Genomic DNA, 22846 nt, shown 5'->3' with positions numbered 1-22846 from the left:
CACTCTTTGTGACGAACGTGTCGGAGCGATCGTTCACGCCTCGTGACGCCCCGGCCCTTGCCTGCGGCATAGCTTGCATAGCTCGCATGGCTTGCCCGTGGCATGGCTCGCATGTGAGCCCGTGTGCGCCGTTCCGTTCGAATGTGTGGGTATCAGCGGTGCGTGCGAAGGGCATGAGACGTGGGCCGAAACCCCGGCCGACCCAGGGAGGGACCCGTGCCGCGCAGCCCCGCTTCCCGAACCCCCTCGTCCCAGCCAGCGCCCCCGGCGGACACCGTGGACGTCGTCATCATCGGTGGTGGAGTGGCCGGCCTGGCCGCCGCGCACCACCTCACCCGCGCCGGCGCCACCGTCGCCGTCCTGGAGGCCGCCGACCGCGTCGGTGGCCGCGCGGTCACCGAGGAGCTGGACGGCTTCCGCCTGGACCGCGGCAGTCAGCTCCTGGTCAGCTCCTATCCCGAGCTGAGCAGAACCCCCGCGCTCGAGGACCTCACGCTGCGGCCCTTCGCGCCCGGTATATGTCTGCACAACGGGCGGCGCGCGCAGCGCATCGGGGCCGTCCGGAGCACAAGGGTCGCACTGGCCACAGCGCGCGCCCTTTCGCGCGCCTCTGCACGCCCCTCGCCGCGCACCGGCGTCCGTATCCCCTCGCTGCCCGGTCCCCGCCTGCCGTCGCCCGGCGGACCGCTGAGCCCGTCCCCCCGTCTCCCCGCACTCGGCACACCCCGCCTCCCCTCGCTCGCGACCTCCCGGCTCCCCGGTCTCGGCACGTCGCGCCTTCCCGGTCTCGCGACCTCCCGGCTCCCCGGCCTCGGCACCTCGCTTCTTCCCACGCTGCGCGTCCCCCAGGGCACGCAACGGGCTTCCCGCAGCGCCTCGGGTCCGGGACGCGACCAGCCGGTCCATGACGTCCTCTCGCCCCGCGCCGCCGCGCTGCGTCCGTTGCTCACCGCCCTGCTCGGCGATCCCACGCTGCAGGGCTCCAGCCTGGGCGCGGCACTCACCCTGCGCGCCTTCGCCACCGGGCGGCTGTGTCTGCCGGCGGGAGGTGCGGCGAGCGTCCCCGAGCTGCTCGCCGCCTCGCTGCCGCCGGGCACCGTGCGCACGTCCGTCCGCGCCGTCTCCGTCTCCACCACGCTCGTCACCACCTCCGATCAGCGTCAACTGCGGTGCCGCGCGGCGCTCGTGGCCACGGGAGCGCGCGACGCCGCTGAGCTGTTGCCGGGGCTGCGGGTCCCCGACTTCCATCCCGTGACCATGTTGCACCACACCGCCGACACCGCCCCGAGTTATCCACAGGCACAGGACGCGACGCTGTTCCTGCCGACCGAGGGGCCGGTGGCGTACAGCTATGCCGCGAGCGCGGTCGACCCCTCGCGCACACCGCCCGGCAGGCCGCTGATCACCACCGCGGTACTCGGCTCCGCCGCCACGCTGCCCGCCGGCGCGCTCGACAAGACCGTCCGTCCGCAGCTGGAGCGGCTGTACGGGACCAGTACCGACGGCTGGCGGCTGCTGGCCGCGCACCATGATCCGTACGCCGTGCCCGCCATGCCCGCGCCGCACGATCCGCTGCGCCCCGTACGCGTGCTGGCCGGGCTGTACGTCTGCGGGGACCACCGCGACACCGGCACGGTCCAGGGCGCGCTGCGCTCGGGCCGACGGGCCGCGCGCGCCCTGCTGCTCGACTTCGGCATCCCGGCGCCCGACGACTCCCGCCGCCCCCTCTCCGACGCCGCCTGAGCCCGCCGGAGGGCGAACGCCCGCGGACACCGTCACACCGCGGGGCCGGGGCGTCGCACGCTCCGCCCCGGCCCCGCCGCCCCGCGCGCTACCGCCGCCGCCTCACCCCAGCGCGGTCACCTTGTCCCGGTACCCGCGTACGGGGGCGGCGTCGCGGTACGGCTCCAGCCTGCGCTCGAAGTCCCGTACGTACTCATGCACGCGTACGGACCGCATCTCCGCCGCCTGTACCGCCGCCTCGGCGCCCAGCGTGCACGCCTGCTCCAGTTCGCCCAGGCCCAGCCGGGCACTCGCCAGTACGAGACGGCAGAGCAGCCGGCTGCGGGCGTAGCCGGCGCCGCGCAGCTGCAGGGAGCGCTCGGCGTGCTGGGCGGCCGCGCGGTACTGCTGCAGATCGCGGTGGCAGTGCCCGAACTCGTCCGCGAGCTGCGCTTCGTCGAAGAAGCGCGCCCAGTGCGGGACCTCGTCCCCGGGGCGCGCGGCCTCCAGTGCCCGTTCGGCGCGCGCCAGGGAGGCGGTGCAGGCGCGTACCTCGCCCAGTACGGCGTGCCCGCGTGCCTCGGCCGCGTGCAGCAGCGCCTGGACCAGCGGCGGAGGTCCGCTGCCGATGCCCTGCTGGGCCACCCGCGCCAGCTGGACGGCCTCCCGGCCGTGCCCCAGGTACACCGCCTGCCGGCTCATCGTGATCAGGACGTAGCTGCCGTACGCGCGGTCACCGGCGGCCTGCGCCAGTCGCAACGCCTGGACGAAGTAGCGCTGTGCCAAGCCGTGCGCGGTGATGTCGTACGAGGTCCAGCCGGCCAGCCGGGTCAGGTCGGCGACGGCGGAGAAGAGCCGCCGCCCGATGGCCTCGCTGTACGCGCCGCGCAGCATCGGTTCGGCCTCGTGTTCCAGGTAGCGCACCAGTGCCTGGCGCGCGTGGCCGCCGCCGTACGCGTGGTCCAGCGTCCGGAAGAGCTCGCCGACCGACCGCAGTGCCGCGATGTCACCGGCCGACACGCGGTACCCGTGTGCGGGGTCCGGGCGCTCGGGGCGGCGCTGGCGGGGCACCCCGGTGCGCAGCTGTGCGGGCACCCGGGGCCCGGGCGGCTCGGGGCCCGGTTCGCCGCGTGCGACCCGTTCGTCGGCGCGTCCGATGAGCCAGTCCCGGCTGGGCACCACCAGGCCTGCCGGGGTGAACGCGATCTTCCGCAGTTCGGCGTGGCTGCCGGAGTCCTTGCGCCACAGCCCGCTGACGATGTCGACCGCCTCGCCGGGGGTCGCGGCGAATTCGAGCCCCGCGTACACGGGTGCGCAGGCGTCCAGACCCAGGTCCTGCGCCGAGAGCCGGCGTCCGAGGCGGCGGGTGAAGACCTCGGCGATCAGTGCGGGGGTGGTGCCGCGCGGCTGCTGGCCGCGCAGCCATCTGGTCACCGATGTCTTGTCGTAGCGCAGGTCGAGCCCGTGTTCCAGCCCCAGCTGGTCCACCCGGCGGGCCAGACCGGCATTGGAGAATCCCGCCTCGGCGATCAGCGAGGCGAGTCTGCGGTTGGGTGTGCGTTGCGGCGATCCCTCAAGCTGTGGGCCTGGGTCGGGTCGTTCCGTCATCAGCTTTACGGTCTCCTGCCTTCCGGGCCGCGCCGCCCGGGCCCGGTCGACACCGTCCGGCGCTTTCGCCCTCCTGGAACGGCGTGAATGTAGCGGCCCACAGCGGAGTTCCGGCCAGGTTCTCTCTGCGTTCATCCGATCGTGTGAGCACAGCGTCAAAGGCCGACGCGGCCCCCGTGAGCCCTGCCGGAAGTCCCGCCCCGCACGCCCGGTCCGTACCGTCCGTCGCACCCGCATCACGCCTGCGTCACCCACGCCGCGGCGGCCGCCACCGGCCGCCCGTACCGCCCCGTAACCGGCCGCCCTCGGGCGTTCCCGGGCACGCCCGTACAGTGGTGACGGGCGCGATGGATGCAATAAGAGGAGCCGCCATGAGTGAGCTGCGCTTTGTCCGGATGGGCTTCGGCGCCGACCGCGTGGAGTACACGACGGCGTGGCAGGAGCAGCGCCGGGTGCACGCCGCCCGGTTCGCCGACGAGATCCCGGACACCTGTCTGCTGCTGGAGCACCCGCCCGTGTACACGGCGGGCCGGCGCACGGCCGACAGCGAGCGCCCCCTGGACGGCACCCCCGTCATCGACGTGGACCGCGGCGGGAAGATCACCTGGCACGGTCCGGGGCAGTTGGTCGGTTACCCGATCCAGAAGCTGCCGCGCCCGGTCGACGTGGTGGCACACGTGCGCCGCCTCGAAGACGCCCTGATCCGCGTGGCCGCCGAGTTCGGCGTGGAGACCTCCCGGGTCGAGGGCCGCAGCGGCGTGTGGGTGCTGGGCGACCCCGTGGAGCAGCGCACGGCCCTGGGCGGCCTGAATCTGGACTTCGACCCGCGCGTCAACGACGAGCTGTTCGACCCCCGGCTGAACGGCCCGGAGTACGCCCCGTCCAATGCCGGGCAGCGCCGCGAGGACCGCAAGCTCGCCGCGATCGGTATCCGGGTGGCGAAGGGCGTGACGATGCACGGCTTCGCGCTGAACGTGAATCCGGACAACACCGAGTTCGACAAGATCGTCCCGTGCGGCATCCGCGACGCGGGCGTGACCTCGCTCTCGAACGAGCTGGGCCGCGAGGTCACGATCGACGAGGTGCTGCCGGTCGCCGAGAAGCATCTGCGGGACGTACTGGAGAACGCCGAGCTGCTGCCCCGCGCCGTATGACCCGGCCCGTCGGCGCCCCCACCAGGGAGCCCGGCGGAATGCGGCCCGGCGGCACCGGGTTGCACCGCACGTAAAGCGTGCAGCACATAAAGACACGTAAAGACGTGCGAATCAACGGGCGTACCCTGGGTACGCCGAAGAAACGAAGCTTAGGGAGCCGGAGTGTCCGCTGTCGCACCCGACGGACGCAAGATGCTGCGCCTGGAGGTCCGGAACAGCCAGACCCCCATCGAGCGCAAGCCCGAGTGGATCAAGACTCGGGCGAAAATGGGCCCCGAGTACAACCACCTGCAGGGCCTGGTGAAGAGCGAGGGCCTGCACACGGTCTGCCAGGAGGCGGGCTGCCCCAACATCTTCGAATGCTGGGAGGACCGCGAGGCGACCTTCCTCATCGGCGGTGACCAGTGCACCCGCCGCTGCGACTTCTGCCAGATCGACACCGGCAAGCCGCAGGAGCTGGACCGCGACGAGCCGCGCCGGGTGGCCGAATCCGTACAGACCATGGGTCTGCGGTACGCCACGATCACCGGTGTGGCCCGTGACGACCTCGACGACGGCGGGGCCTGGCTGTACGCGGAGACCGTCCGCCAGATCCACGGCCTGATGCCCGACACGGGCGTCGAGCTGCTGATCCCGGACTTCAACGCGGTCCCCGAGCAGCTGGCCGAGGTCTTCTCCTCGCGCCCCGAGGTGCTGGCCCACAACGTGGAGACGGTGCCGCGGATCTTCAAGCGGATCCGCCCGGGCTTCCGGTACGAGCGCTCGCTGGAGGTCATCACCAAGGCCCGCGAGGACGGCCTGGTGACCAAGTCCAACCTGATCCTGGGCATGGGCGAGACCCGCGAGGAGATCAGCCAGGCGCTGCAGGACCTGTACGACGCGGGCTGCGAGCTGATCACCATCACCCAGTACCTGCGCCCGACGGTGCGGCACCACCCGGTGGACCGCTGGGTGAAGCCGCAGGAGTTCGTCGAGCTCCAGGAGGAGGCCGAGGAGATCGGCTACGCGGGCGTCATGTCCGGGCCGCTGGTCCGCTCCTCGTACCGCGCCGGCCGGCTCTTCAAGCAGGCGATGGACAAGCGCGCGGCGGACGCGGAGCGCCCGGCGGTGTGATCACCATCGGGAATCGGCCGCCTGATGGGGCGAGCGCCGTCACGGGGCGCTGATCACCATCGGGCGCCGCCCGTCCGCATGATCGTCCGTACCGGATTCGCGTTCGGGATTTGCGTTCGTCCGCGGTCCCGCGCGGCCGCCGGATGTGAGTCCCGGCACACGCCGGAGTACGCGGTCCGTACTTCTCCCAGGCGGGAGCGGTGCGGGCCGCGCCGACGTTTCATGGGCGTTTGACCGTGCGGTCATCCGTTGGTAACACCTTTCAGTGACGATGGATGCACGCACCGCTCATACCCCCGTTGTTCCCACCACCCCGAAGGGGACTCACGCCATGCAGGCCGCGCCCGTCCGCGCCACCCCTCTGCCGATCCCGTCCGTCACCGGCGCCCTGCGCGCCGTGGAGTCGCTGCTGATGCGAGGCGGTCAGCGCACCGCCCGCCGGAACGCCTGGACGGCGGTGCTGGAGGACCGCCGCCGCGCCGAGGACCGGCGGGCCGCTCAGCACGTGCTGGAGGCCGCGGCGACCCGGAGCACCTCGGCCACGTAAACTTCCGTACATGGCGAGGAAGGAAAACGCAGACACTGCGAACCAGGGGCGGCTCAAGCAGATCGCCCTGACCTACAAGATGACCCGTCGGGTCGACTCCAAGGTCGGTCTTGTCGTCGCGGGCGTGGGCATCGTCGTATTCGGCGTTCTCCTTGCCATCGGCTTCCTGATCGGCCACCCCGTGTACGCGGGCATCCTGGGCTTCCTGCTGGCGTTCCTGGCGATGGCGGTCATCTTCGGCCGGCGCGCCGAGAAGGCCGCCTTCGGTCAGATGGAGGGCCAGCCGGGAGCCGCGGCGGCGGTACTGGAGAACATCGGCCGCGGCTGGTCGGTGACGCCCGCGGTCGCGATGAACCGGAACCAGGACGTCGTGCACCGCGCGGTCGGCAAGCCCGGCATCGTGCTCGTCGGCGAGGGCAATCCGAACCGGCTCCGCGGTCTGCTGGCCGCGGAGAAGAAGCGGATGGCCCGGACGGTCTCCGACGCGCCGGTCCACGACTTCGTGGTCGGTGACGAGGAGGGCCAGGTACCGCTGAAGAAGCTCCGTACGACGCTGCTCAAGCTGCCGCGCGTACTGCCCGGCCCCCAGGTGACGGCCACCAACGACCGGCTGAAGGCGCTCGGCGACCTGATGAGCAACATGCCGGTGCCGAAGGGGCCGATGCCCAAGGGCGCGCGGATGCCGAAGGGCGGCCGGATGCGCTGAGGCGCCTCTCTCCGCCGGACGACGACACGGCAGACGACGACACGGAAGCGGCCCGGGACCTCGGTCCCGGGCCGCTTCTCTTTACGTGTGAGGTCTGCGGTTCCTCTTCACGTGTGACGCCTGCGATCAGATCCGTACCTGGACGGCCCGCGCCAGGCGGTCGTGCAGGCCGCGGCCGTCGCGGTCCCAGATCGCGGCGGGGATGACGATCATCAGCGCGACCGTACGGACCAGCACGCGGGGCAGCGACAGCCGGCCGCCGCCCTCGGCGACCACGCGCAGGCCCAGCAGCCGCTTGCCCGGGGTGAAGCCGACCGTGCCGACGGTCAGCAGGCTCAGGACCAGGAAGACCAGCAGCGCCCAGTTGCTCGCCGCGTTCGCCCGGCCGCCGCTGAGCAGCCCGTACGCGATGAGCATGCACAGCGCCCAGTCGATGAGCAGGGCCACGAACCGGCGGCCCGGCCGGGCGACCGAGCCGGGGCCGTGCTCCGGCAGTCCCAGCTGCTGCCCCCGGTAACCGAAGTCGACGCCCATGTCCTCGGCCGCCGCGCGGGGCCCGGAGAGCCACGATCCCATTGCTTGCCTGTTGTCCACCCGTCCACGGTACTGCGACCGCATACATTTCCCGCTGGGCGGGGCACCGGAACGGGGTGGGCGGCGACCACCCCGCCGTACGGGGTACGGGGCCGTCCCGGCACGCGGCCGGGGCGCCAGGACGGGCCACGGCCACCGCGCGCCGGTTAACCTGGGCGAAACAAATGGGTCATGCTTGGGAAATCCCGCCTACCTATGGTCGGGCGAGCGCGCCACCGCACATGGTCGCGATCCGAGGAGCAACCCCGAGCCGCCGACCGGTGACCGGGCTAGGAGGAGTTGGATGTTCCAGAACGCCGACGAGGCCAAGAAGTTCATCGCGGACGAGGACGTCAAGTTCGTCGACGTCCGGTTCTGCGACCTGCCCGGTGTGATGCAGCACTTCACGATCCCGGCGAAGGCGTTCGACCCGAACGAGGAGCTGGCGTTCGACGGGTCCTCGATCCGCGGCTTCCAGGCCATCCACGAGTCCGACATGGCGCTCCGCGCGGACCTGTCGACCGCCCGTGTCGACCCCTTCCGCCGCGACAAGACCGTCAACATCAACTTCTTCATCCACGACCCGATCACCGGCGAGCAGTACAGCCGTGACCCGCGGAACGTGGCGAAGAAGGCCGAGGCGTACCTCGCCTCCACCGGCATCGCCGACACCGCCTTCTTCGGCCCCGAGGCCGAGTTCTACGTCTTCGACAACGTGCGCTTCGAGACGTCGGCGAACCAGTCCTTCTACCACATCGACTCCGAGGCCGGCGCCTGGAACACCGGTGCGGTGGAGAACAACCGCGGCTACAAGGTGCGCTACAAGGGCGGCTACTTCCCGGCCCCGCCGGTCGACCACTTCGCCGACCTGCGCGCCGAGATCTCCCTGGAGCTGGACGCCGCCGGCCTGCAGGTCGAGCGCCAGCACCACGAGGTCGGCACCGCCGGCCAGGCGGAGATCAACTACAAGTTCAACACGCTGCTGGCCGCGGCCGACGACCTGATGCTCTTCAAGTACATCGTGAAGAACGTCGCCTGGCGCAACAACAAGACCGCGACCTTCATGCCCAAGCCGATCTTCGGTGACAACGGCTCCGGCATGCACGTCCACCAGTCCCTGTGGGCCGGCGGCGACCCGCTCTTCTACGACGAGCAGGGCTACGCGGGCCTCTCGGACACCGCCCGCTACTACATCGGCGGCATCCTCAAGCACGCCCCGTCGCTGCTGGCCTTCACCAACCCGACGGTGAACTCCTACCACCGCCTGGTCCCCGGCTTCGAGGCCCCGGTCAACATGGTGTACTCGCAGCGCAACCGTTCGGCCGCGATGCGTATCCCGATCACCGGCTCGAACCCGAAGGCCAAGCGCGTCGAGTTCCGCGCCCCGGACCCGTCCTCCAACCCGTACCTGGCCTTCTCCGCGCTCCTCCTCGCGGGCCTGGACGGCGTGAAGAACAAGATCGAGCCGGCCGAGCCGATCGACAAGGACCTCTACGAGCTCGCTCCCGAGGAGCACGCGAACGTCCAGCAGGTCCCGACCTCCCTCCCCGCGGTACTCGACGCCCTGGAGGCGGACAACGAGTACCTCCAGCAGGGCGGCGTCTTCACCTCGGACCTGATCGAGACCTGGATCGACTACAAGCGCACCAACGAGATCGCCCCGATCCAGCTCCGCCCGCACCCGCACGAGTTCGAGCTGTACTTCGACCTCTAAGAGGCGGGGCCGAGGCGCCTGGGCGGAAGCCTGATCGCCCGGCCAGTTCGCTGATGGTTGCGTCAGATTGACCAGTGAGGGCCGCCACCCGGATTCGGGTGGCGGCCCTCAGTGATGGGTGCCGGGGCGGGGGCGCGCAGCTCGGTGGGGCGGCACAGGACGAGGGTGAGGTCGTCGGTGAGCGGGGCGCCGACGTGGGCGACGACGGCTCCGTACAGTGCGTCGAGCGCTTCGAAGGACGAGGGGGCGGCCAGGGCCGCGGGGCCGTGTTCGAGGAGCGGGAAGTCGGCGCCGGCCGGGTCGCGGGCCTCGCTCAGGCCGTCGGTGTAGAACAGCAGCCGGTCGCCGGGGTCCAGCCGGAAGCGCTGCAGCCGGGGCGCCGGTTGCAGGCCCAAGGGCGTGGCGGGGCCGGTGGGCGACTCCAGCAGGCGGATCCGCTCGCCCGCCCGGAGCGGCGCGGGATGGCCGCAGTTGACCAGCCGGACCTCACCCGGGGCGAACTCCGCGAAGAGCGCGGTGACGAACTCCTCCGGGCCCAGCTCGGGGGCGAGCCGGGCGTCGAGCTTGCGGGCCAGGTCCGGGAGCTCGGGGGTGAGCTGGGCCAGCTCCCGGAAGGCCCCGATGACCTGCGCGGTGGTGCGCAGGCAGGCGAGGTCGTGGCCGGACACGTCCGCGATGAGGACGCGCGGCCCGTACGGCGTGTGGACGGCGTCGTACACGTCACCGGCCACCGACGCCCGTTCCACGGCGCAGTGCTGCCGGGTGCACACCTCGATGTCGCCGACCCGCGCGGAGACCGGGTGCATGATCGCGCTCTGGGCCGCCCGCGCCACCTCGGTGACCTGCTTCAGCTCGGCCCCGCGGGCCGTGTGCGCGGCGGCGGTACGGACGGTCAGCGCGCTCGTCGCCAGCAGGAGGAGGTAGTCCAGGGCGAAGCGCGGCGTGGTCACGAGGCCGTGTGCCGTACCGGCGGCGAGGGCCAGCAGCAGGGCCCAGGCGGCGAGCGCGGCGGTGTGGTGGGCGTCGTGCCGGGGGCAGACCAGTAGGGGGCCGATGACGAGCGCGGTGACACCCGGCGTCCGGCCTCCGGTCACCACGTTCAACACGGCGAGGAGCAGGCTCACCACGAGCGCGACGGCCCACAGGCCCGGGACTCCCCACCGCCCCCTCAAGGCCATGCGACCGCCCGCTTTCCGAGTCGTCCGCCCCTCCCGACGGCGGAGCGACCACTCTGCTGGAAATCCCTGGGACACGGACCGGAAGACCGAAGATGGCCTGGCGGGAACGAACGTGGCGGTCTGGCGAAGACTTCTGCGCGTCGGCCGCGCCAATAGCGTGCGGCTCCCGCGAATCCCGTGCCCGGGGCCGTGTGCGGCAGCAGACTGGGGCGGCGGCCGGACGGCGGCCGCAAGGGAAGGGGCGCCGTGTCGAGAGCATCCGGCCCGGGACGGCTGGTGGGGAACCTGCCGCCGGAGCCGACGAGTCTGGTGGGGCGGGAGTGCGAACTCGCCGCGATCGAGGCCATGGTGGCGGATTCACGGCTGGTGACGCTGGTCGGCGTGGGCGGGGTCGGCAAGTCGCGGCTGGCGTTGCGGGCGGCCGCCCGGATGAGCCAGTACTTCGCCGACGGGGCGTGGCTGGTCCCGCTGGCCTCGCTGCGGGCCCCGGATCTGCTCGGCATCACCCTGCTGGAAGAGCTGGGCCTGGCCGACCAGACCACCCGGCCGGCCCTCGAGGTGGTCGCCGAGTGGCTCGCGGACAAGGAGCTGCTGCTCGTACTCGATTCGTGCGAGCACCTGGTGGGGGCCTGTGCCGAATTGGTGCGCGTCCTGCTGGCCGCGGCGCCGGGGCTGCGCGTGGTGGTGACCAGCCGAGAGCCGCTGGGGGCCGCCGGGGAGCGGCAGTTGCCGGTGGATCCGCTGCCCGTGGAGGATGCCGAGCACGCGGACAGCGACGCGGTACGGCTCTTCGCCGTCCGCACGGCCGCCGTCGTGCCGGGCTTCGAGGTCGGCGCCGTCAACCGGGCTTCGGTGCGGGCCGTCTGCCGGCGTCTTGACGGTATTCCGCTCGCCATCGAGCTGGCGGCGGTCCAGGTGCCGGAACTGCCCGTCGAGCAGCTCTGTGACCGGCTGGACGCCCGCTTCGAGGTGCTGACCGCACGGACCGCCGGCCACAACGGTGACGTACTGCCGCGCCATCTGACGCTGCGGACGACCATCGGCTGGAGCCATGAGCTGTGCCTGCCGGCCGAACGGCTGCTGTGGGCCCGCCTGTCGGTCTTCCACGGCGGCTTCGACCGGGAGGCCGCGCGGGCCGTGTGCGCGGGCGGCCCGCTCGACGCCGCCACGGTCCCCGCCGCGCTGGACGGCCTGGTGGCCAAGTCCCTGGTGCGCCCGCGGCCCACGGACGATCCGGCGCGCCCGCGCTACGACATGCTCGACACGGTGCGCGAATACGGCGCGGAGTGGCTGCACCGCCTCGGCGAGGAGGACGAATGGCGGCGCCGGCACGGGGAGTTCTACCGGGCCCTGGCCCGGGAGGCCGACGCCTCATGGGTCGGCCCGCGGCAGCTGGCCTGGAGCGCGCGAACGATCACCGAGCACGCCAACCTCCGCGCCGCGCTGGACCACAGCCTCTCCGGCTCCGACGACAGCGGCGCACTGGACCTGGCCGGGACGCTGTGGTTCTTCTGGTACGCCTGCGGGTTCGCCCGCGAGGGGAGCCACTACCTGGACCGGGCGCTCGACCGCTGGCCGGTGCCCGGCCGGATCCACAGCAGGGGCGTTTACGCGCGCGGGCTCGCCGCCATCGTTCAGGGCGACACCGAGGTCGCCACCCGGATGGGCCACGAGCTCAAGGCGGCAGCCGAGAAGGAGGGCACCCCCGGAATCCGGAACGCCGCGGCCCATATCGAAGGCACCGCCCTGGTGCTGCAGGGGCAGCCGCAAGCCGCCCTCGCGGCGCTCGACGCGGCGCCGTACCGGCAGGAGGCCCCCGGCCCGTACGCGGTGTCGGGGCTGCTGGTCTGGAACACCCGGGTGTTCGTCCTCGTACAGCTCGGCGAGTCGGTCCGGGCCGAGGCAGAGGCGGACGAGCTGTGCGCGGCGTGCGAGAGCCGCGGCGAGCTCTCTGCCCTGGCGTGGGCCCGCTACATGCAGGCATGGAACGCGCTCGGCCTCGGCCGGCCGCAGGAGGCGGCCGATTGCGCCCGTACCGCCCTGGAGGCGAAGGCCCAGCTCCACGATGGCATCGGCGTGGCCATGTGCCTCGACGTACTGGCTTCGGCGCTCGCGGAGGAACCCCGCCGGGAGGCGGAGGTGGCCCGGCTGCTCGGCATCGCCGAACGGCGCTGGCACACCCTCGGCCGACGGCAGGCCGGCGTCCCCGAACTGGTCGCCGCCCGCGAAGCCTGCGAGCGCCGCCTCCGGCAGACCATCGGCGGCCCGGCCTACGAGACGGCGTTCCGCGACGGCTTGGCCGCCGAGACCGACGAGGGTCTCGCGTACGCCCTCAACACCCGCCCTCGCTGAGTACGGGCGGTCAGGAGGCGGCTTGTGAGACGCCGCTCGTGAGTTGGGCCAGGAAGTCCAGGATTCCCTGACCAAGCGGGGTCGTGGCGATGAGGACTCCGAATGCCACGGCGGCGATCACCACCATGACCTGATCGATTCGCTTTCTGGGCCTCGGGGGGCGGCGCATCACCACGAAGAGGATGACAGCAAGTAAGAGCGCCAGGTCGATGGTCAGCAATTGCCGGACCTCCCGTCTGCACGTCGGCGGACGTATGCCCCACTCCCCTGGTATAGCCCGAAACGGGAGATTCCGCGCCTGCGCTGCGGGGAGAGTCCGGTCGTGCGGTCAGTGCGCCGGGATACGCGCCGAGACGCAAGGGTCCTCGTTGCGGTAGCCGAGGCGGGTGTAGAGGCGGTCGGCGGGGGTGTTGTCGGCGAGTTGCCAGAGGGTGCAGAAGCCGTGGTGCCGGACGGCGTGCCGGGTCAGCCAGGAGGTCAGGGCCGCGCCGAGGCCCTGGCCGCGCTGGGTGGCGTCGGTCGCGACGGAGGCCATCAGCGGGGCGCCGCTGTCCCGCAGACTGCTCAGGGCGCCGCAGGCGACGAGCCGGCCGTCGGCGCCGCGGATGCCGGCCCACAGGCTGACGTCGGCGGAGCCGGGGCCGGTGGAGTGGCCGGGGCTGTGCTCGCCGAGGAAGGCCTGGAGTTCGGCGTGGTGGGACTCGTCGAGGACGACGACCCGGCCCTCGCCGCGGTGGACCGGGGGCTCCTCCAGCGTCCAGCGGAAGATCCACTCGACGATGTCCGTCACCGGGAGATGGCGGCCGACCAGGGTCTCGGTGCCGCGGGGGCCGGTGAACTCCCGTACCCGGTCGGGCAGGGCCAGGGCCGCGCGCAGGACGAGGCCGGCGGCGGCGTCCGGCTCGCCCACGGACCACACGTGACCACGGACGTCGTCGAGCCAGGCGGCGGCGCCGTCACCGGTCCAGCTGATCCGGTCGGCCGGGCGCGGCCGGGCGGCGCCGAAGCGCAGCAGGGCGGCGCCTGACCGGCGCTCCAGGCCCTGGGTGAACAGGTCGGCGGCTCGGGGGACAAGAGTCGTTGCCTGCATTGCTCTCTGGGAAGGGAGGAGGGACGGACGGCGGTGAAGCGACATTCCGGACACGCGGGAGGCACGACCGGAAGGTCTGTGGAGGAGGGGTGTTCCCGGCAGCGGCAGCGCACACGGCGCGCCCGGCCCACCGGGACGGCCCACTGTGGCATACCGCCCCCGGGCCGGGGCAAATCCGGCATCGACCGGCCGGCCCGCGCGAAGTCAGTGGGCCAGGAAGAGGCTGGTGCTGTTGCCGCTCTCGCGGTAGACGACGAGGCCGTCGGGGGGTGGCGCCCCGGACACGACGAACGGTCTGCCGTTGTCGCTCAGGGTGTGCTCCGTGACCTTGCCGGTCCTGTCGGTGAGGCGCAGCCGGACCGTGAAGGAGTAGTCGGCGTCGCCCGGTTCCACCCCGAAGAACAGGGGTGCCTGGCCGACGGGGTCCGCTTCTCGGCGGGCGAGGTCCAGCTCCGTTCCCGTCATGACGGGGAGATCCGTACCGGGTGTGGCGCCCGCCAGGTACACGGCCGCCGTCTCGCGCTTGCGGTCCATGTCCTGCTGCCAGTTGTCGGCCAGGCAGGCGTAGCCGGTGCCGCCGCGCCGCGGCTCGACCTTCTCGATGTGCAGACGGACGTCCGCCGTGAGGGACTGCTCGGTGCGGGAGGCGACCTGCGCCAGGAAGGTGCTGTGCCCGGTGTGCCGGCCGCCTGCGGCGACGAGGGTGCGGTACATGCGTACGCAGGGCACTCCCGGTACGTCCAGGGTGCCGGCGATCCGCCGGACGGCAGGGACCTCATGGTCGGTGGTGAGCTGCCAGGGTGCCTGGGAGCCGGGGGTCAGCCAGAGTCCGCGGGCGGAGAGCCGGTGATCGCCGACCGTGCCGTTGTGCGGCTGCCCGGCCAGCGGGATGTTTCCGCCGCCGTACTGCCACACCTCCCGGTCCGCGTCCGTCGCGACAGGCGGGGCCGGAGGGGCGAGGGTGAACGGCCTGCCGCCGTCGTCGATCCGGAGCTTTCGGGGTTTCCCGTTGTCGAGCACGTCCAGTTCGATCCACCACTGGCAGGAACAGCTGTGGGTACGGACCCGGACGAAGCCGCCGGTGGTGCCGCCCGGGCGCACGTACTGGCTCAGCGGCCGGCCCGTCGGCGTACCGTCCAGGCTCTGCTCGGCGCGCAGCCGCATGCCGTAGCCCAGGGCGGAGCCACCGGTCTCGGAGCACGCCACGTCCCGGCCCTCCGGCAGCGGGAGGCGCTTGCCTCTGATCACCTTCACCCCGCGGACGAGCAGTGCCCGGCCGGCCGGTGCCGCGACGGTGAACGCCGCGGTGGCCGTGCCCCGGGGGACCGCGCCGCGCTCGCTCGCCCAGGCGTGCAGCGGAAGGCAGCCGCCGGCCGGGTCGAGCAGCCGGCGCGGCACGGGGCGCCCGGTCCGTACCGTCGCCGTCCAGCCGCCCGATTCCCCCAGTACCGAGCGGCCGAGCACCTGGACGTCCGGCCCGCCCCCGAGCGTCTCCGGTCCGCCGGCCCCGGCTCCCACGAGCGCGCCCACGACGGCGCCGGTCACGACCGCGGCGAGGAGGAGACCGCGGCGTCTCACGACCGCACCCAGGTGTTCGCGTTCTCGTCGCACCGGTAGTGCGTTCCCCGTTTGCTCACCGGGCCCAGCGCGAACGGCTTTCCCCCGTCGTCCACCCGCAGCGTCCCCTTCGTCGTGCCCTGGGTGTAGTGGATCTCGATGACGTACCTGGAGAGGGCGGGCCCGGCCGTCACCCGCACGTCGAAGATCGCCGGTTCGTCCTGCTTCGCGAGCTGGATCTGCTCGGTGGGATAACGGCCCACGAGCTCGTCCCCGTCGTACTCCTCCGCCTCCTTGTCCGCGCTCCCCAGATCCAGCCGCACCCGGGTGACGCCCGTGCTGCCCTGGGCTCCGCCGCACGAGAAGAACGGTCCCGAAGGGGCCGGCTTCTCCGCGGTCGTCACGGCCCGCACGCCCGTGATGACGGCCGGCGACTTGGCGAAGTTCATGAGCGTCAGCCGGATGCGCATCATGCCCGCGTAGCTGCCACCGTCCTTGACGAGGGTGTCGAACTGGCTGTCCGCGTCCCCGGCGGAGAGCCCGAGGGCGTGGAGATCCACGGGGTGCGGCATCGCCACCGTCCGGACGTCCCGGGTCCTGTCCCACCAGACCTGGGACTCCGCGGAGAGGCCGCGGCCTCCCGGGACGGCGCCCGCGCTCGTCCAGGTGTCGAAGTAGTTCGTGACCAGTGCCGCCACGAAGCTGCTGATCACGACGCCGGCGAGCGCCATTCCCCAGGTACGCAACCGCGGGAACCGCGCGCCGCCTTCCGGCGCGCTCCCGCCGTCGGCCACCGTGGCATCCGCCGTACGTGCCGGCTGTTCCCGTTCCTCGCTCACGTGGCCCCCTCCGCCGCACGGTCAACTCCGGTACCAGAGAAGGTTTCTACCCGTTTTCGGCGGCGGGTGGACAGGAAATACGCCGAGGGCCGCCACCCCGTCGCGGGTGGCGGCCCTCGGCGCGGCAGGGGGTCACTCCCCCGTCAGCAGCTCCCGGAGTTCGGCGACCGCGGTGCGGAGGTGGTCCGCGAAGGCGTGCATCTGGTCGGCGACCGCGCGGGGGGTGCTCAGGTAGAGGTTGAAGCGGTCGGGCAGAAGGACGTAGGCGATGCCGATGCAGCGGCTGCTCGTGGAGCCGAAGCCGAAGTACTGGATGTGCGCCGACGGCGCCGAGCTGGTGCTCAGGTAGTCGTCGCGCATGGTCACCCAGCCCGGGGACCGGTAGAGGGCCGGCTGCTCGGTCACGCCCAGGTCCGCGCCGCGGCGGCGCTGGATCAGCTCCAGCTCCCACAGGTGCTGCTCGGGCGCTTCGCCCGCCTGGCACTCCTTGGCGCGGGTGACGTGGGCCGCCGCGGCGGTGCGGAAGGCGGCGCGGCGGGCTTCGGCGTCGGCCGCCGGGTCCTCCATGGCGGCCACGAACGCCTGGATCTCGGGGGTCACCACGCGCATGGCCTCGGTGCGGCCGCGCCGCCACTGGCGGGTGGCGATCGACTCGTACGTGGCGCCCAGCCGGCCCTTCGCGCGCTGGTGGGCGAGCTGGTAGGCGAGCTGCACGAAGGCGTCGGGCGAGACGCGGAGGGCCTTGGCCGCGGTGCTGCCGAAGTCCTCGAAGGACACCGTCTGGGTGGCGGTGTCCGCGCCGTACTGGGCGAAGGACTCGGCGGCGGCGCGGGCCCTGGCCCGGAGGGCGTCGTCCAGCGCGAAGACGACCGGGGCGATCTCGGGCCGGCCCTGGGAGCGGGCGCCGGAGAGCCGGGAGTGCTCCTCGGCGGGGCTGCCGAGGAGGGTGTCGACGAAGCTGAGGATGGTCGTGCCGTCCAGGCCGCAGTGCTCGACGTTGATGCCGGCCCGGCCGTCGGCGAAGACGACGAAGGAGACGGCCTTGTCGAACCAGCGGTTGCCGCGGTCCCCGTAGAGCAGCTCGTCGCAGGTCTCCTGGGTGTCGGCGGGCGCGAAGTCCTCCAGACAGACGCAGAAGAGGGCGGTCTCGACGGTGTCGAGCGCGGCGGCGTTGCCGGGGTGGTACGCGAGGAGGTCGTCGCGCGCTGCGGCCCATTCGGCGCGGGCCATCGTGGTGAGGTGGCCGACGGGGGTGTGCGCGGCGGCCGGTTCCTCGCCGGCCTTCACGACGGCGGCCAGCCCCGCTTCGAGGTCGGCGAGGCTGTGCGGGGTGCCGTCGGCGCCGAGGACGTCCATGCGGTACATCGCGCCGCGGAAGAAGACGACGATGTGGCGGGCGTCGGAGGGGCCGGGCCAGTCCTCGGAGTAGGGGTGGCGGACCGTGTCCTGCTCGGCGCCGGGGATGCGGGTGGTGGAGAAGAGGTACTTGTTCTGCTCCATGGTCTGCGGCGCCCCGCGCAGCACCACGGGCGGGATCTCTTCCCGGTCGAGCTGCTTCTTGTAGGCGAGCGCCGCGGCGATCAGCCCGGCCGCCCGCTCGGCCTGCGGCTGCCCGGTGTCCTGGAAGAGGAAGAAGAAGTTGGCGTTGAGGGCGATGCGGTCCCGGCGGCCGAGGTAGCGGTAGGGCCAGAAGGTGTCGAGCCAGCTGTGCACGCCGGGCGTGCGGTCGTACCCCGCCAGCGCCGCCTGCAGGACCGGGCCCGGGCCGTCCGGGCTGCGGAAGGCGGCGACCTCCGCCTCGGTCGCCGCCCGCTCCTCGGGGGTCAGCAGCGGCCCGCACCAGGCGAGGAACCGCTCGCAGCTGTCCTCCAGCGAGGGCAGCGGCACCCGCGGCAGGGTGTCCTCGTGGGCGAAGGTGGGGGTGGTGGAGGCGGCGGTGGCCGAGGGGGCGGTGGCCGTGCCCTGACTGGGGTTCAAAGCTGCTCTCGATTCGGGTCGTGAGGATCTTGGGACCGGAGGCGTCCTGCCGGGCCGTACGGCCGGGAGACGTAGAGCTGTGCGTACAGCCAGCCTTCCGCTTCCAGCCCTGTGGCATCCACTCCGGCCGCCGACATCGTGTCCAGGACGAGCGCCTGCTCCTCGGGGGAGGCGAACCGGCGCTGTTTGTACATCCCGTCGACGCGGGTGGTCTCGTAGCCCAGGGCCGCCAGCTCCCGCTCGACGGGGTCGAACGGGAACATCCGCAGCACGAAGTGGGCCATCCAGGGCCGGCGGCCGCCCTGCGCGCGGACGACGCGGGTGAGGGTGCGTTCGGTGACGTAGCCGATGCAGCCGGTGGAGAAGACCAGGTCGGCGCCGGACAGCAGGGCGCGCTGGTCCGGCGTGGGGTCGTGGTTCTCCAGGTCGGCGTGGACGGTGCCGTCGAGGAAGCCGGCCTGCCGCGCGTAGGACAGCGCGTTCTCCGAGGCGTCGAGGCCGACGAAGCGGGTGGGCTGCGCGGGCCGGCGGGCGCGGGAGAGCTCCCGGTCCCGGGCGAGCAGCTCCTCGCGCGTCAGCCCGGCGGCCGCGTCGTCGCCGTAACGGGCGTACAGCTCGTCCATGGTCACGTCGTACTTCAGCAGCGCTGCGTTGATGCCGTACGAGCAGCCGATGTCGACGACCTTGGGCACCGCCACCCGCCGGGCCTCGCGGTACTCCTTCAGGAGCTTGGCGAAGTACGGCTTGGCGAGCTGCGGTACGCAGTAGTCGAGCGTGCGCAGCACGGTGAAGTACGCGCGCGGGTCGGGCCGCGTGTAGATGTGGTCGAGCGAGACTTTTCCGGTCGTGTCGAAGCGCACGGGGTTGCTCCTCGGATCGCGAGTGGGAAAACGTCCTGCGGCGTGCTGTGGGGCGCCCCCGTCACAGGGAGGATGCCCCGCGGCGGCTCAGTCCAGCAGTTCGTCCCCCCGCACGGCGCGGCCCTCGGCCGCCAGGTGCTCGGGCAGCACCCGGCCGAAGAGCTGGCGGGTGCGGGCCACGCTGCCGATGACGCCGGGGCGCTCGCTGTACGCGAAGATCGCCGAGTGGCGGGCTGTGCCGCCCCCGACGGGGCTGACGCGGTGCAGGGAGTAGCGGCCCTTGAAGAGCTGGAGGTCGCCGGTGTGCAGCGGGAGGCGCCGCACCAGCCGCTCGCCGCGCCCGGCCAGGACGTCCCGTACGTCGTCGAAGTGCTCGTCCTTCGCGGACCGGATGTTCGGGCAGTACTCGAAGGCGCCGCCGGTCTCGGACTCCTGGGTGAGCATGGAGACCGTGAACTCGTTGGTGTCGAAGTGCCAGGGGTGTTCCCGGCCGGGCGCGACGACGTTCAGGACGAGGCCGGCGAGCGGGTCGGCGAGCTCGTACAGCTCGGGGAGGCCGAAGCAGCGGGCGACGAAGGAGCGGAACGCCTGGTGGCGGTGGAGCCGGCTGATGAGCGCTTCGGCCGGTATGTGGTCGCGGGCGACGAAGGCGTTGCCGCGCTCGAAGGTGGTGCGGCCCGGGTGATCGGCGGGCAGGTCGGCGTCCACGGACGTGTTGTAGACGTTGACCGTCTCGACGTCGAAGTACGCGCGGGGCGCGAGGGCCGCGCACTCCTCGCGCAGCAGGTCGCGCAGGGCCGGGCGGACGAAGTCCGGCAGTACGGTGCAGCCGACCGTGGCCAGCTCGTGGCGGGCGCGGGCGGTCAGGGCGCGGCCCTCGGCGCCGTCCGGATCCGCCAGGGGGTAGCGGGCCGTGTCGACCAGTTCGTCGAGCGCCATGGCTTCAAGTGTGCTCATGCGATCCTCTCCACGCGTGCGGGTGGCGTGCCAACTGTACGGAGGAGTAACGCAGTTGAACGTGTCACAGTGTCGCAATGTTGTCTGTGACACGACACACGGCGTGTTCACGCATACTGACCGGCCATTTCGAGACGGTCCGGGCCCGGGGCCCGCATGGCGTGCGTCACAGCGGGCCCGAGTAACACGGGGTTCACATTCGAGCAATGGACGGGAAACGGCTCGTTGCGAGGGTGCATGAGTACGCCCGCACGCGTATTCGTACCAACCCGCAGGAAGGGCCCCCGTGACCATCAAGGCCGAGTACATCTGGATCGACGGCACGCAGCCGACCGCCAAGCTCCGCTCGAAGACCAAGATCCTCTCCGGGCCCCGTGAGCTGGCCGAGCTGCCGCTGTGGGGCTTCGACGGTTCCAGCACCAACCAGGCCGAGGGCCACGCCTCCGACCTCGTGCTGAAGCCCGTCTTCTCCTGCCCGGACCCGATCCGCGGCGGCGACCACATCCTCGTCCTGTGCGAGGTGTTCAACACGGACATGACGCCGCACTCCTCCAACACCCGCGCGCTGCTGCGCCCGCTCGCGGAGAAGTTCGCGGACCAGGAGCCGATCTTCGGCATCGAGCAGGAGTACACCTTCTTCGAGGGCACCCGCCCGCTCGGCTTCCCCGAGGGCGGCTTCCCCGCCCCGCAGGGCGGCTACTACTGCGGCGTCGGCGCCGACGAGATCTTCGGCCGCGAGATCGTCGAGAAGCACCTGGACAACTGCCTCGCCGCGGGCCTGGGCATCTCCGGCATCAACGCCGAGGTCATGCCGGGCCAGTGGGAGTTCCAGGTCGGCGCGCTGGCGCCGCTGGAGGTCTCGGACCACATGTGGATCGCGCGCTGGCTGCTCTACCGCACCGCCGAGGACTTCGGCATCTCCGCGACCCTGGACGCCAAGCCGGCCAAGGGCGACTGGAACGGCGCGGGCGCGCACTGCAACTTCTCGACCAAGGCGATGCGCGAGGGCTACGACGCGATCATCACCGCGTGCGAGTCGCTGGGCGAGGGCACCAAGCCGCTGGAGCACGTCCGCGAGTACGGCACCGGCATCGAGGACCGCCTGACCGGCGCCCACGAGACCGCGCCGTGGGACCAGTACAGCTACGGCGCGTCCGACCGCGGCGCCTCGGTCCGCATCCCGTGGCAGGTCGAGCGGGACAAGAAGGGCTACATCGAGGACCGCCGCCCGAACGCGAACGTCGACCCGTACGTCGTCACGCGCCTGATGGTGGACACCTGCTGCACCGCCCTGGAGAAGGCCCTCCAGGTCTGAGGCCGGACCCCATGGCCGACCGCAATTCCCGTGAGGGGCGCCCCGCTTGGAGCGGCGCGCCCCTCGCGCGTGAAGGTGCGCATGAAGAGCGCACGAAGGACAGATCACGCCCCGTCTGGTTCAATAGGGGCATGGCCAGCCTCACCGACACCGCGACGGGTCGCACCGACCTCGAGCCGTTCTGGCCGTCCCGGCAGGATCACCTCTTCGACCGTCTGTGTTGCCGCGCGCACTGAGCGCGGGCCCGCACACACTCAGACACAGCCCTGCCCGCGCGCACGACGTCCCCCGACGCCCCACTGCGCGAAAGAGCTGACCTCGATGACGAACGCGACGAACGTCCGACCCCTTCCTGCCGCCGCCCCGACGGCCACCGTTCCCGCTCCGCCCCGGCTGCGTGCCGTGGCCCCCGGCGAAGTACCGCCGGTCGCCGATCTCCTGGGCGCCGAAGCCACCTGGCTGCCGGCCCCCCAGCACACCCTGCCCGACCTGCCGGGCCGGCCCCCGATGGTCGGCTACCTCGTGCTCGTACCGGCCGCCTCGGCGCCCCGTACCGAGCACCGGCCCGAGCCGCAGCCCGAGGCCCGGCCCGAGGCGCCCGCCGCCGTCTTCGGCGAGGGCGGCGTCCGGGTCGACCCGGAACGCCGCACCGTGCACGTCCAGGGCCGCCAACTGGACCTGACCTTCCTGGAGTTCGAGCTGCTGGCGCATCTGGTGGCGCACCCGCAGCGGGTGCACACCCGCGACCAGCTCGTGACGACGGTGTGGGGTTACGGGCACGTCGGCGACGGCCGCACGGTCGACGTCCACATCGCCCGCCTGCGCCGCAAGCTGGGCGCCGCGCACCGCTCGTCGATCGTGACGGTCCGCCGCGTCGGCTACAAGTACGTACCGGTCTCCTGATCCGGGCGGCGGCGGCCGAGGATCACCTCCTGGGTCGCCGCCGCCAGGTCGCGGCGGTCGCGGGTGCCCGGTGTCAGCGGTGCGTGCACCGTGACCCGGGCCGTGAGGGCGCCCGCCGCGAGGACCCGGCGGAGCGAGGACGCCAGGTCCTCCTCGCCGACGAAGGCGGGCACCGTGGAGGGCGCGCCGTGCTGGAGGTAGCGGACGGTGACCGGGCGGACCGGCGCTCCCGCGTCGATGGCCGCCTGGAACGTCGCCCGCCGGAAGCCGCCCTCGGTCGCCGAGCACCACGTCGTGGCCTGCGGGAAGACCACCACCGAGCGGCCGTCGCGCAGCTCCGCCGCGAGGTCGGCCACGGCCTGCGGGAGGCCGCGCGGGCTGCTGCGGTCGATGAAGCGGGTGCCGGCGCGCCGGGCCAGCGGGCCCATCACCGGCCATCCGGCGACCTCCCGCTTGGCGAGCATGGTGACCGGTTCGACGGCGAGCAGCGCCAGGATGTCCAGCCAGGAGATGTGGTTGACCACGACGAGCGTGCCGGGGCCGCCGGGCTCGTCGCCCGCCACCCGCAGCAGCGGGCCGTCGTGCGCGAGCGCCACGCCCAGCGCGCCCAGTGCGGCGCGGGCGTGCACTCGGGCTCGCCCTCCTCCGGAGCCGGCGGGGTCCAGCCGCGGGGCGGGACCG

Annotated in this window: 20 protein-coding genes; 9 read left to right on the top strand and 11 right to left on the bottom strand. The window is 72.5% G+C overall.

The genetic code is table 11. The features are described 5' to 3' along the window. Positions 1-216: 216 nt before the first annotated feature. Positions 217-1743 (top strand): NAD(P)/FAD-dependent oxidoreductase, encoded by a 1527-nt coding sequence (locus ABT381_RS27240; RefSeq protein ID WP_351599214.1) that lies wholly within the window; start codon positions 217-219, stop codon positions 1741-1743. 102 nt (positions 1744-1845) lie between these two features. On the opposite strand, the gene ABT381_RS27235 is transcribed toward ABT381_RS27240, so the two are convergent. Continuing rightward, the gene (locus ABT381_RS27235; RefSeq protein ID WP_351599213.1) at positions 1846-3330 is read right to left on the bottom strand and encodes an NsdA family TPR-like regulatory protein; all 1485 of its coding nucleotides are present in this window, start codon (positions 3328-3330) and stop codon (positions 1846-1848) included. Positions 3331-3701: 371 nt separating this feature from the next. Between ABT381_RS27235 and lipB the strand changes: the two genes are divergently transcribed. From lipB to ABT381_RS27215, 4 genes are all read left to right on the top strand, one after another. After that, positions 3702-4484, top strand: a complete 783-nt coding sequence (gene lipB / locus ABT381_RS27230; RefSeq protein WP_351599212.1) for a lipoyl(octanoyl) transferase LipB — start codon at positions 3702-3704, stop codon at positions 4482-4484. Positions 4485-4646: 162 nt separating this feature from the next. After that, complete coding sequence (lipA, locus tag ABT381_RS27225; RefSeq protein ID WP_351599211.1) at positions 4647-5597, top strand: lipoyl synthase; 951 nt, start codon at positions 4647-4649, stop codon at positions 5595-5597. Between the two features lie 331 nt (positions 5598-5928). Then, positions 5929-6144: an SCO2195 family GlnR-regulated protein gene (locus tag ABT381_RS27220; protein ID WP_351599210.1), complete on the top strand. Its 216-nt coding sequence runs from the start codon at positions 5929-5931 to the stop codon at positions 6142-6144. A 10-nt stretch (positions 6145-6154) separates the two neighbouring features. Continuing rightward, the gene (locus ABT381_RS27215) at positions 6155-6850 is read left to right on the top strand and encodes a DUF4191 domain-containing protein (RefSeq protein ID WP_351599209.1); all 696 of its coding nucleotides are present in this window, start codon (positions 6155-6157) and stop codon (positions 6848-6850) included. A 126-nt stretch (positions 6851-6976) separates the two neighbouring features. Here the strand turns inward: ABT381_RS27215 and ABT381_RS27210 are convergent, their stop codons facing one another. Beyond that, entirely contained in the window at positions 6977-7444 is a 468-nt protein-coding gene (locus ABT381_RS27210; RefSeq protein ID WP_351599208.1) for an RDD family protein, read from the bottom strand. A 283-nt stretch (positions 7445-7727) separates the two neighbouring features. On the opposite strand from ABT381_RS27210, the gene glnA reads away from it, so the two are divergent. Continuing rightward, positions 7728-9137 carry a type I glutamate--ammonia ligase gene (gene glnA / locus ABT381_RS27205; RefSeq protein WP_351599207.1) on the top strand — a complete coding sequence of 470 codons (1410 nt, stop codon included), beginning with the start codon at positions 7728-7730 and terminating at the stop codon, positions 9135-9137. A gap of 62 nt (positions 9138-9199) precedes the next feature. Here the strand turns inward: glnA and ABT381_RS27200 are convergent, their stop codons facing one another. Then, the gene (locus ABT381_RS27200) at positions 9200-10315 is read right to left on the bottom strand and encodes a PP2C family protein-serine/threonine phosphatase (protein WP_351599206.1); all 1116 of its coding nucleotides are present in this window, start codon (positions 10313-10315) and stop codon (positions 9200-9202) included. 246 nt (positions 10316-10561) lie between these two features. On the opposite strand from ABT381_RS27200, the gene ABT381_RS27195 reads away from it, so the two are divergent. Continuing rightward, the gene (locus ABT381_RS27195) at positions 10562-12667 is read left to right on the top strand and encodes an ATP-binding protein (RefSeq protein WP_351599205.1); all 2106 of its coding nucleotides are present in this window, start codon (positions 10562-10564) and stop codon (positions 12665-12667) included. A 10-nt stretch (positions 12668-12677) separates the two neighbouring features. On the opposite strand, the gene ABT381_RS27190 is transcribed toward ABT381_RS27195, so the two are convergent. From ABT381_RS27190 to ABT381_RS27160, 7 genes are all read right to left on the bottom strand, one after another. Beyond that, a complete protein-coding gene (locus ABT381_RS27190; RefSeq protein ID WP_351599204.1) occupies positions 12678-12887 on the bottom strand; it encodes a hypothetical protein in 210 nt (69 codons plus the stop codon). Between the two features lie 108 nt (positions 12888-12995). Beyond that, positions 12996-13757 carry a GNAT family N-acetyltransferase gene (locus tag ABT381_RS27185; RefSeq protein ID WP_351599203.1) on the bottom strand — a complete coding sequence of 254 codons (762 nt, stop codon included), beginning with the start codon at positions 13755-13757 and terminating at the stop codon, positions 12996-12998. Between the two features lie 204 nt (positions 13758-13961). Continuing rightward, positions 13962-15335 (bottom strand): hypothetical protein, encoded by a 1374-nt coding sequence (locus ABT381_RS27180; protein ID WP_351599202.1) that lies wholly within the window; start codon positions 15333-15335, stop codon positions 13962-13964. Continuing rightward, positions 15332-16153 carry a hypothetical protein gene (locus ABT381_RS27175; protein WP_351599201.1) on the bottom strand — a complete coding sequence of 274 codons (822 nt, stop codon included), beginning with the start codon at positions 16151-16153 and terminating at the stop codon, positions 15332-15334. Before ABT381_RS27175 ends, ABT381_RS27180 begins: the two co-directional genes overlap by 4 nt. A gap of 132 nt (positions 16154-16285) precedes the next feature. Further along, on the bottom strand, positions 16286-18130 hold the full coding sequence (locus ABT381_RS27170) for a choline/carnitine O-acyltransferase (RefSeq protein WP_351599200.1): 1845 nt from the start codon (positions 18128-18130) through the stop codon (positions 16286-16288). Continuing rightward, positions 18127-18990 (bottom strand): class I SAM-dependent methyltransferase, encoded by an 864-nt coding sequence (locus ABT381_RS27165; RefSeq protein ID WP_351599199.1) that lies wholly within the window; start codon positions 18988-18990, stop codon positions 18127-18129. Before ABT381_RS27165 ends, ABT381_RS27170 begins: the two co-directional genes overlap by 4 nt. A gap of 87 nt (positions 18991-19077) precedes the next feature. Continuing rightward, positions 19078-19947, bottom strand: coding sequence for a HalD/BesD family halogenase (locus tag ABT381_RS27160; RefSeq protein ID WP_351599198.1), 870 nt, complete (start codon positions 19945-19947; stop codon positions 19078-19080). 286 nt (positions 19948-20233) lie between these two features. Here ABT381_RS27160 and glnII point away from each other — a divergent pair, with 286 nt between their 5' ends. Further along, complete coding sequence (gene glnII, locus ABT381_RS27155) at positions 20234-21262, top strand: glutamine synthetase (RefSeq protein WP_351599197.1); 1029 nt, start codon at positions 20234-20236, stop codon at positions 21260-21262. A gap of 321 nt (positions 21263-21583) precedes the next feature. Next, positions 21584-22165, top strand: coding sequence for a winged helix-turn-helix domain-containing protein (locus ABT381_RS27150; protein ID WP_351599196.1), 582 nt, complete (start codon positions 21584-21586; stop codon positions 22163-22165). On the opposite strand, the gene ABT381_RS27145 is transcribed toward ABT381_RS27150, so the two are convergent. Further along, positions 22141-22846: lysophospholipid acyltransferase family protein (locus ABT381_RS27145; RefSeq protein ID WP_351599195.1), on the bottom strand; the 706-nt coding region annotated here is incomplete at its 5' end. The genes ABT381_RS27150 and ABT381_RS27145 overlap by 25 nt on opposite strands.

Origin of the sequence: Streptomyces sp. NPDC000151 (assembly GCF_040301705.1) — a bacterium.
Taxonomy (GTDB): domain Bacteria; phylum Actinomycetota; class Actinomycetes; order Streptomycetales; family Streptomycetaceae; genus Streptomyces.
This window is presented reverse-complemented; position numbering and strand designations above follow the sequence as displayed.

What these genes read in the sequence shown, in the direction of transcription:
- ABT381_RS27220 (WP_351599210.1), top strand. Translation starts at nt 5,929, where the DNA reads ATGCAGGCCGCGCCCGTCCGCGCCACCCCTCTGCCGATCCCGTCCGTC.
- ABT381_RS27200 (WP_351599206.1), bottom strand. Translation starts at nt 10,315, where the DNA reads ATGGCCTTGAGGGGGCGGTGGGGAGTCCCGGGCCTGTGGGCCGTCGCG.
- ABT381_RS27160 (WP_351599198.1), bottom strand. Translation starts at nt 19,947, where the DNA reads ATGAGCACACTTGAAGCCATGGCGCTCGACGAACTGGTCGACACGGCC.
- ABT381_RS27150 (WP_351599196.1), top strand. Translation starts at nt 21,584, where the DNA reads ATGACGAACGCGACGAACGTCCGACCCCTTCCTGCCGCCGCCCCGACG.
- glnA (WP_351599207.1), top strand. Translation starts at nt 7,728, where the DNA reads ATGTTCCAGAACGCCGACGAGGCCAAGAAGTTCATCGCGGACGAGGAC.
- ABT381_RS27235 (WP_351599213.1), bottom strand. Translation starts at nt 3,330, where the DNA reads ATGACGGAACGACCCGACCCAGGCCCACAGCTTGAGGGATCGCCGCAA.
- ABT381_RS27185 (WP_351599203.1), bottom strand. Translation starts at nt 13,757, where the DNA reads ATGCAGGCAACGACTCTTGTCCCCCGAGCCGCCGACCTGTTCACCCAG.
- ABT381_RS27215 (WP_351599209.1), top strand. Translation starts at nt 6,155, where the DNA reads ATGGCGAGGAAGGAAAACGCAGACACTGCGAACCAGGGGCGGCTCAAG.
- lipB (WP_351599212.1), top strand. Translation starts at nt 3,702, where the DNA reads ATGAGTGAGCTGCGCTTTGTCCGGATGGGCTTCGGCGCCGACCGCGTG.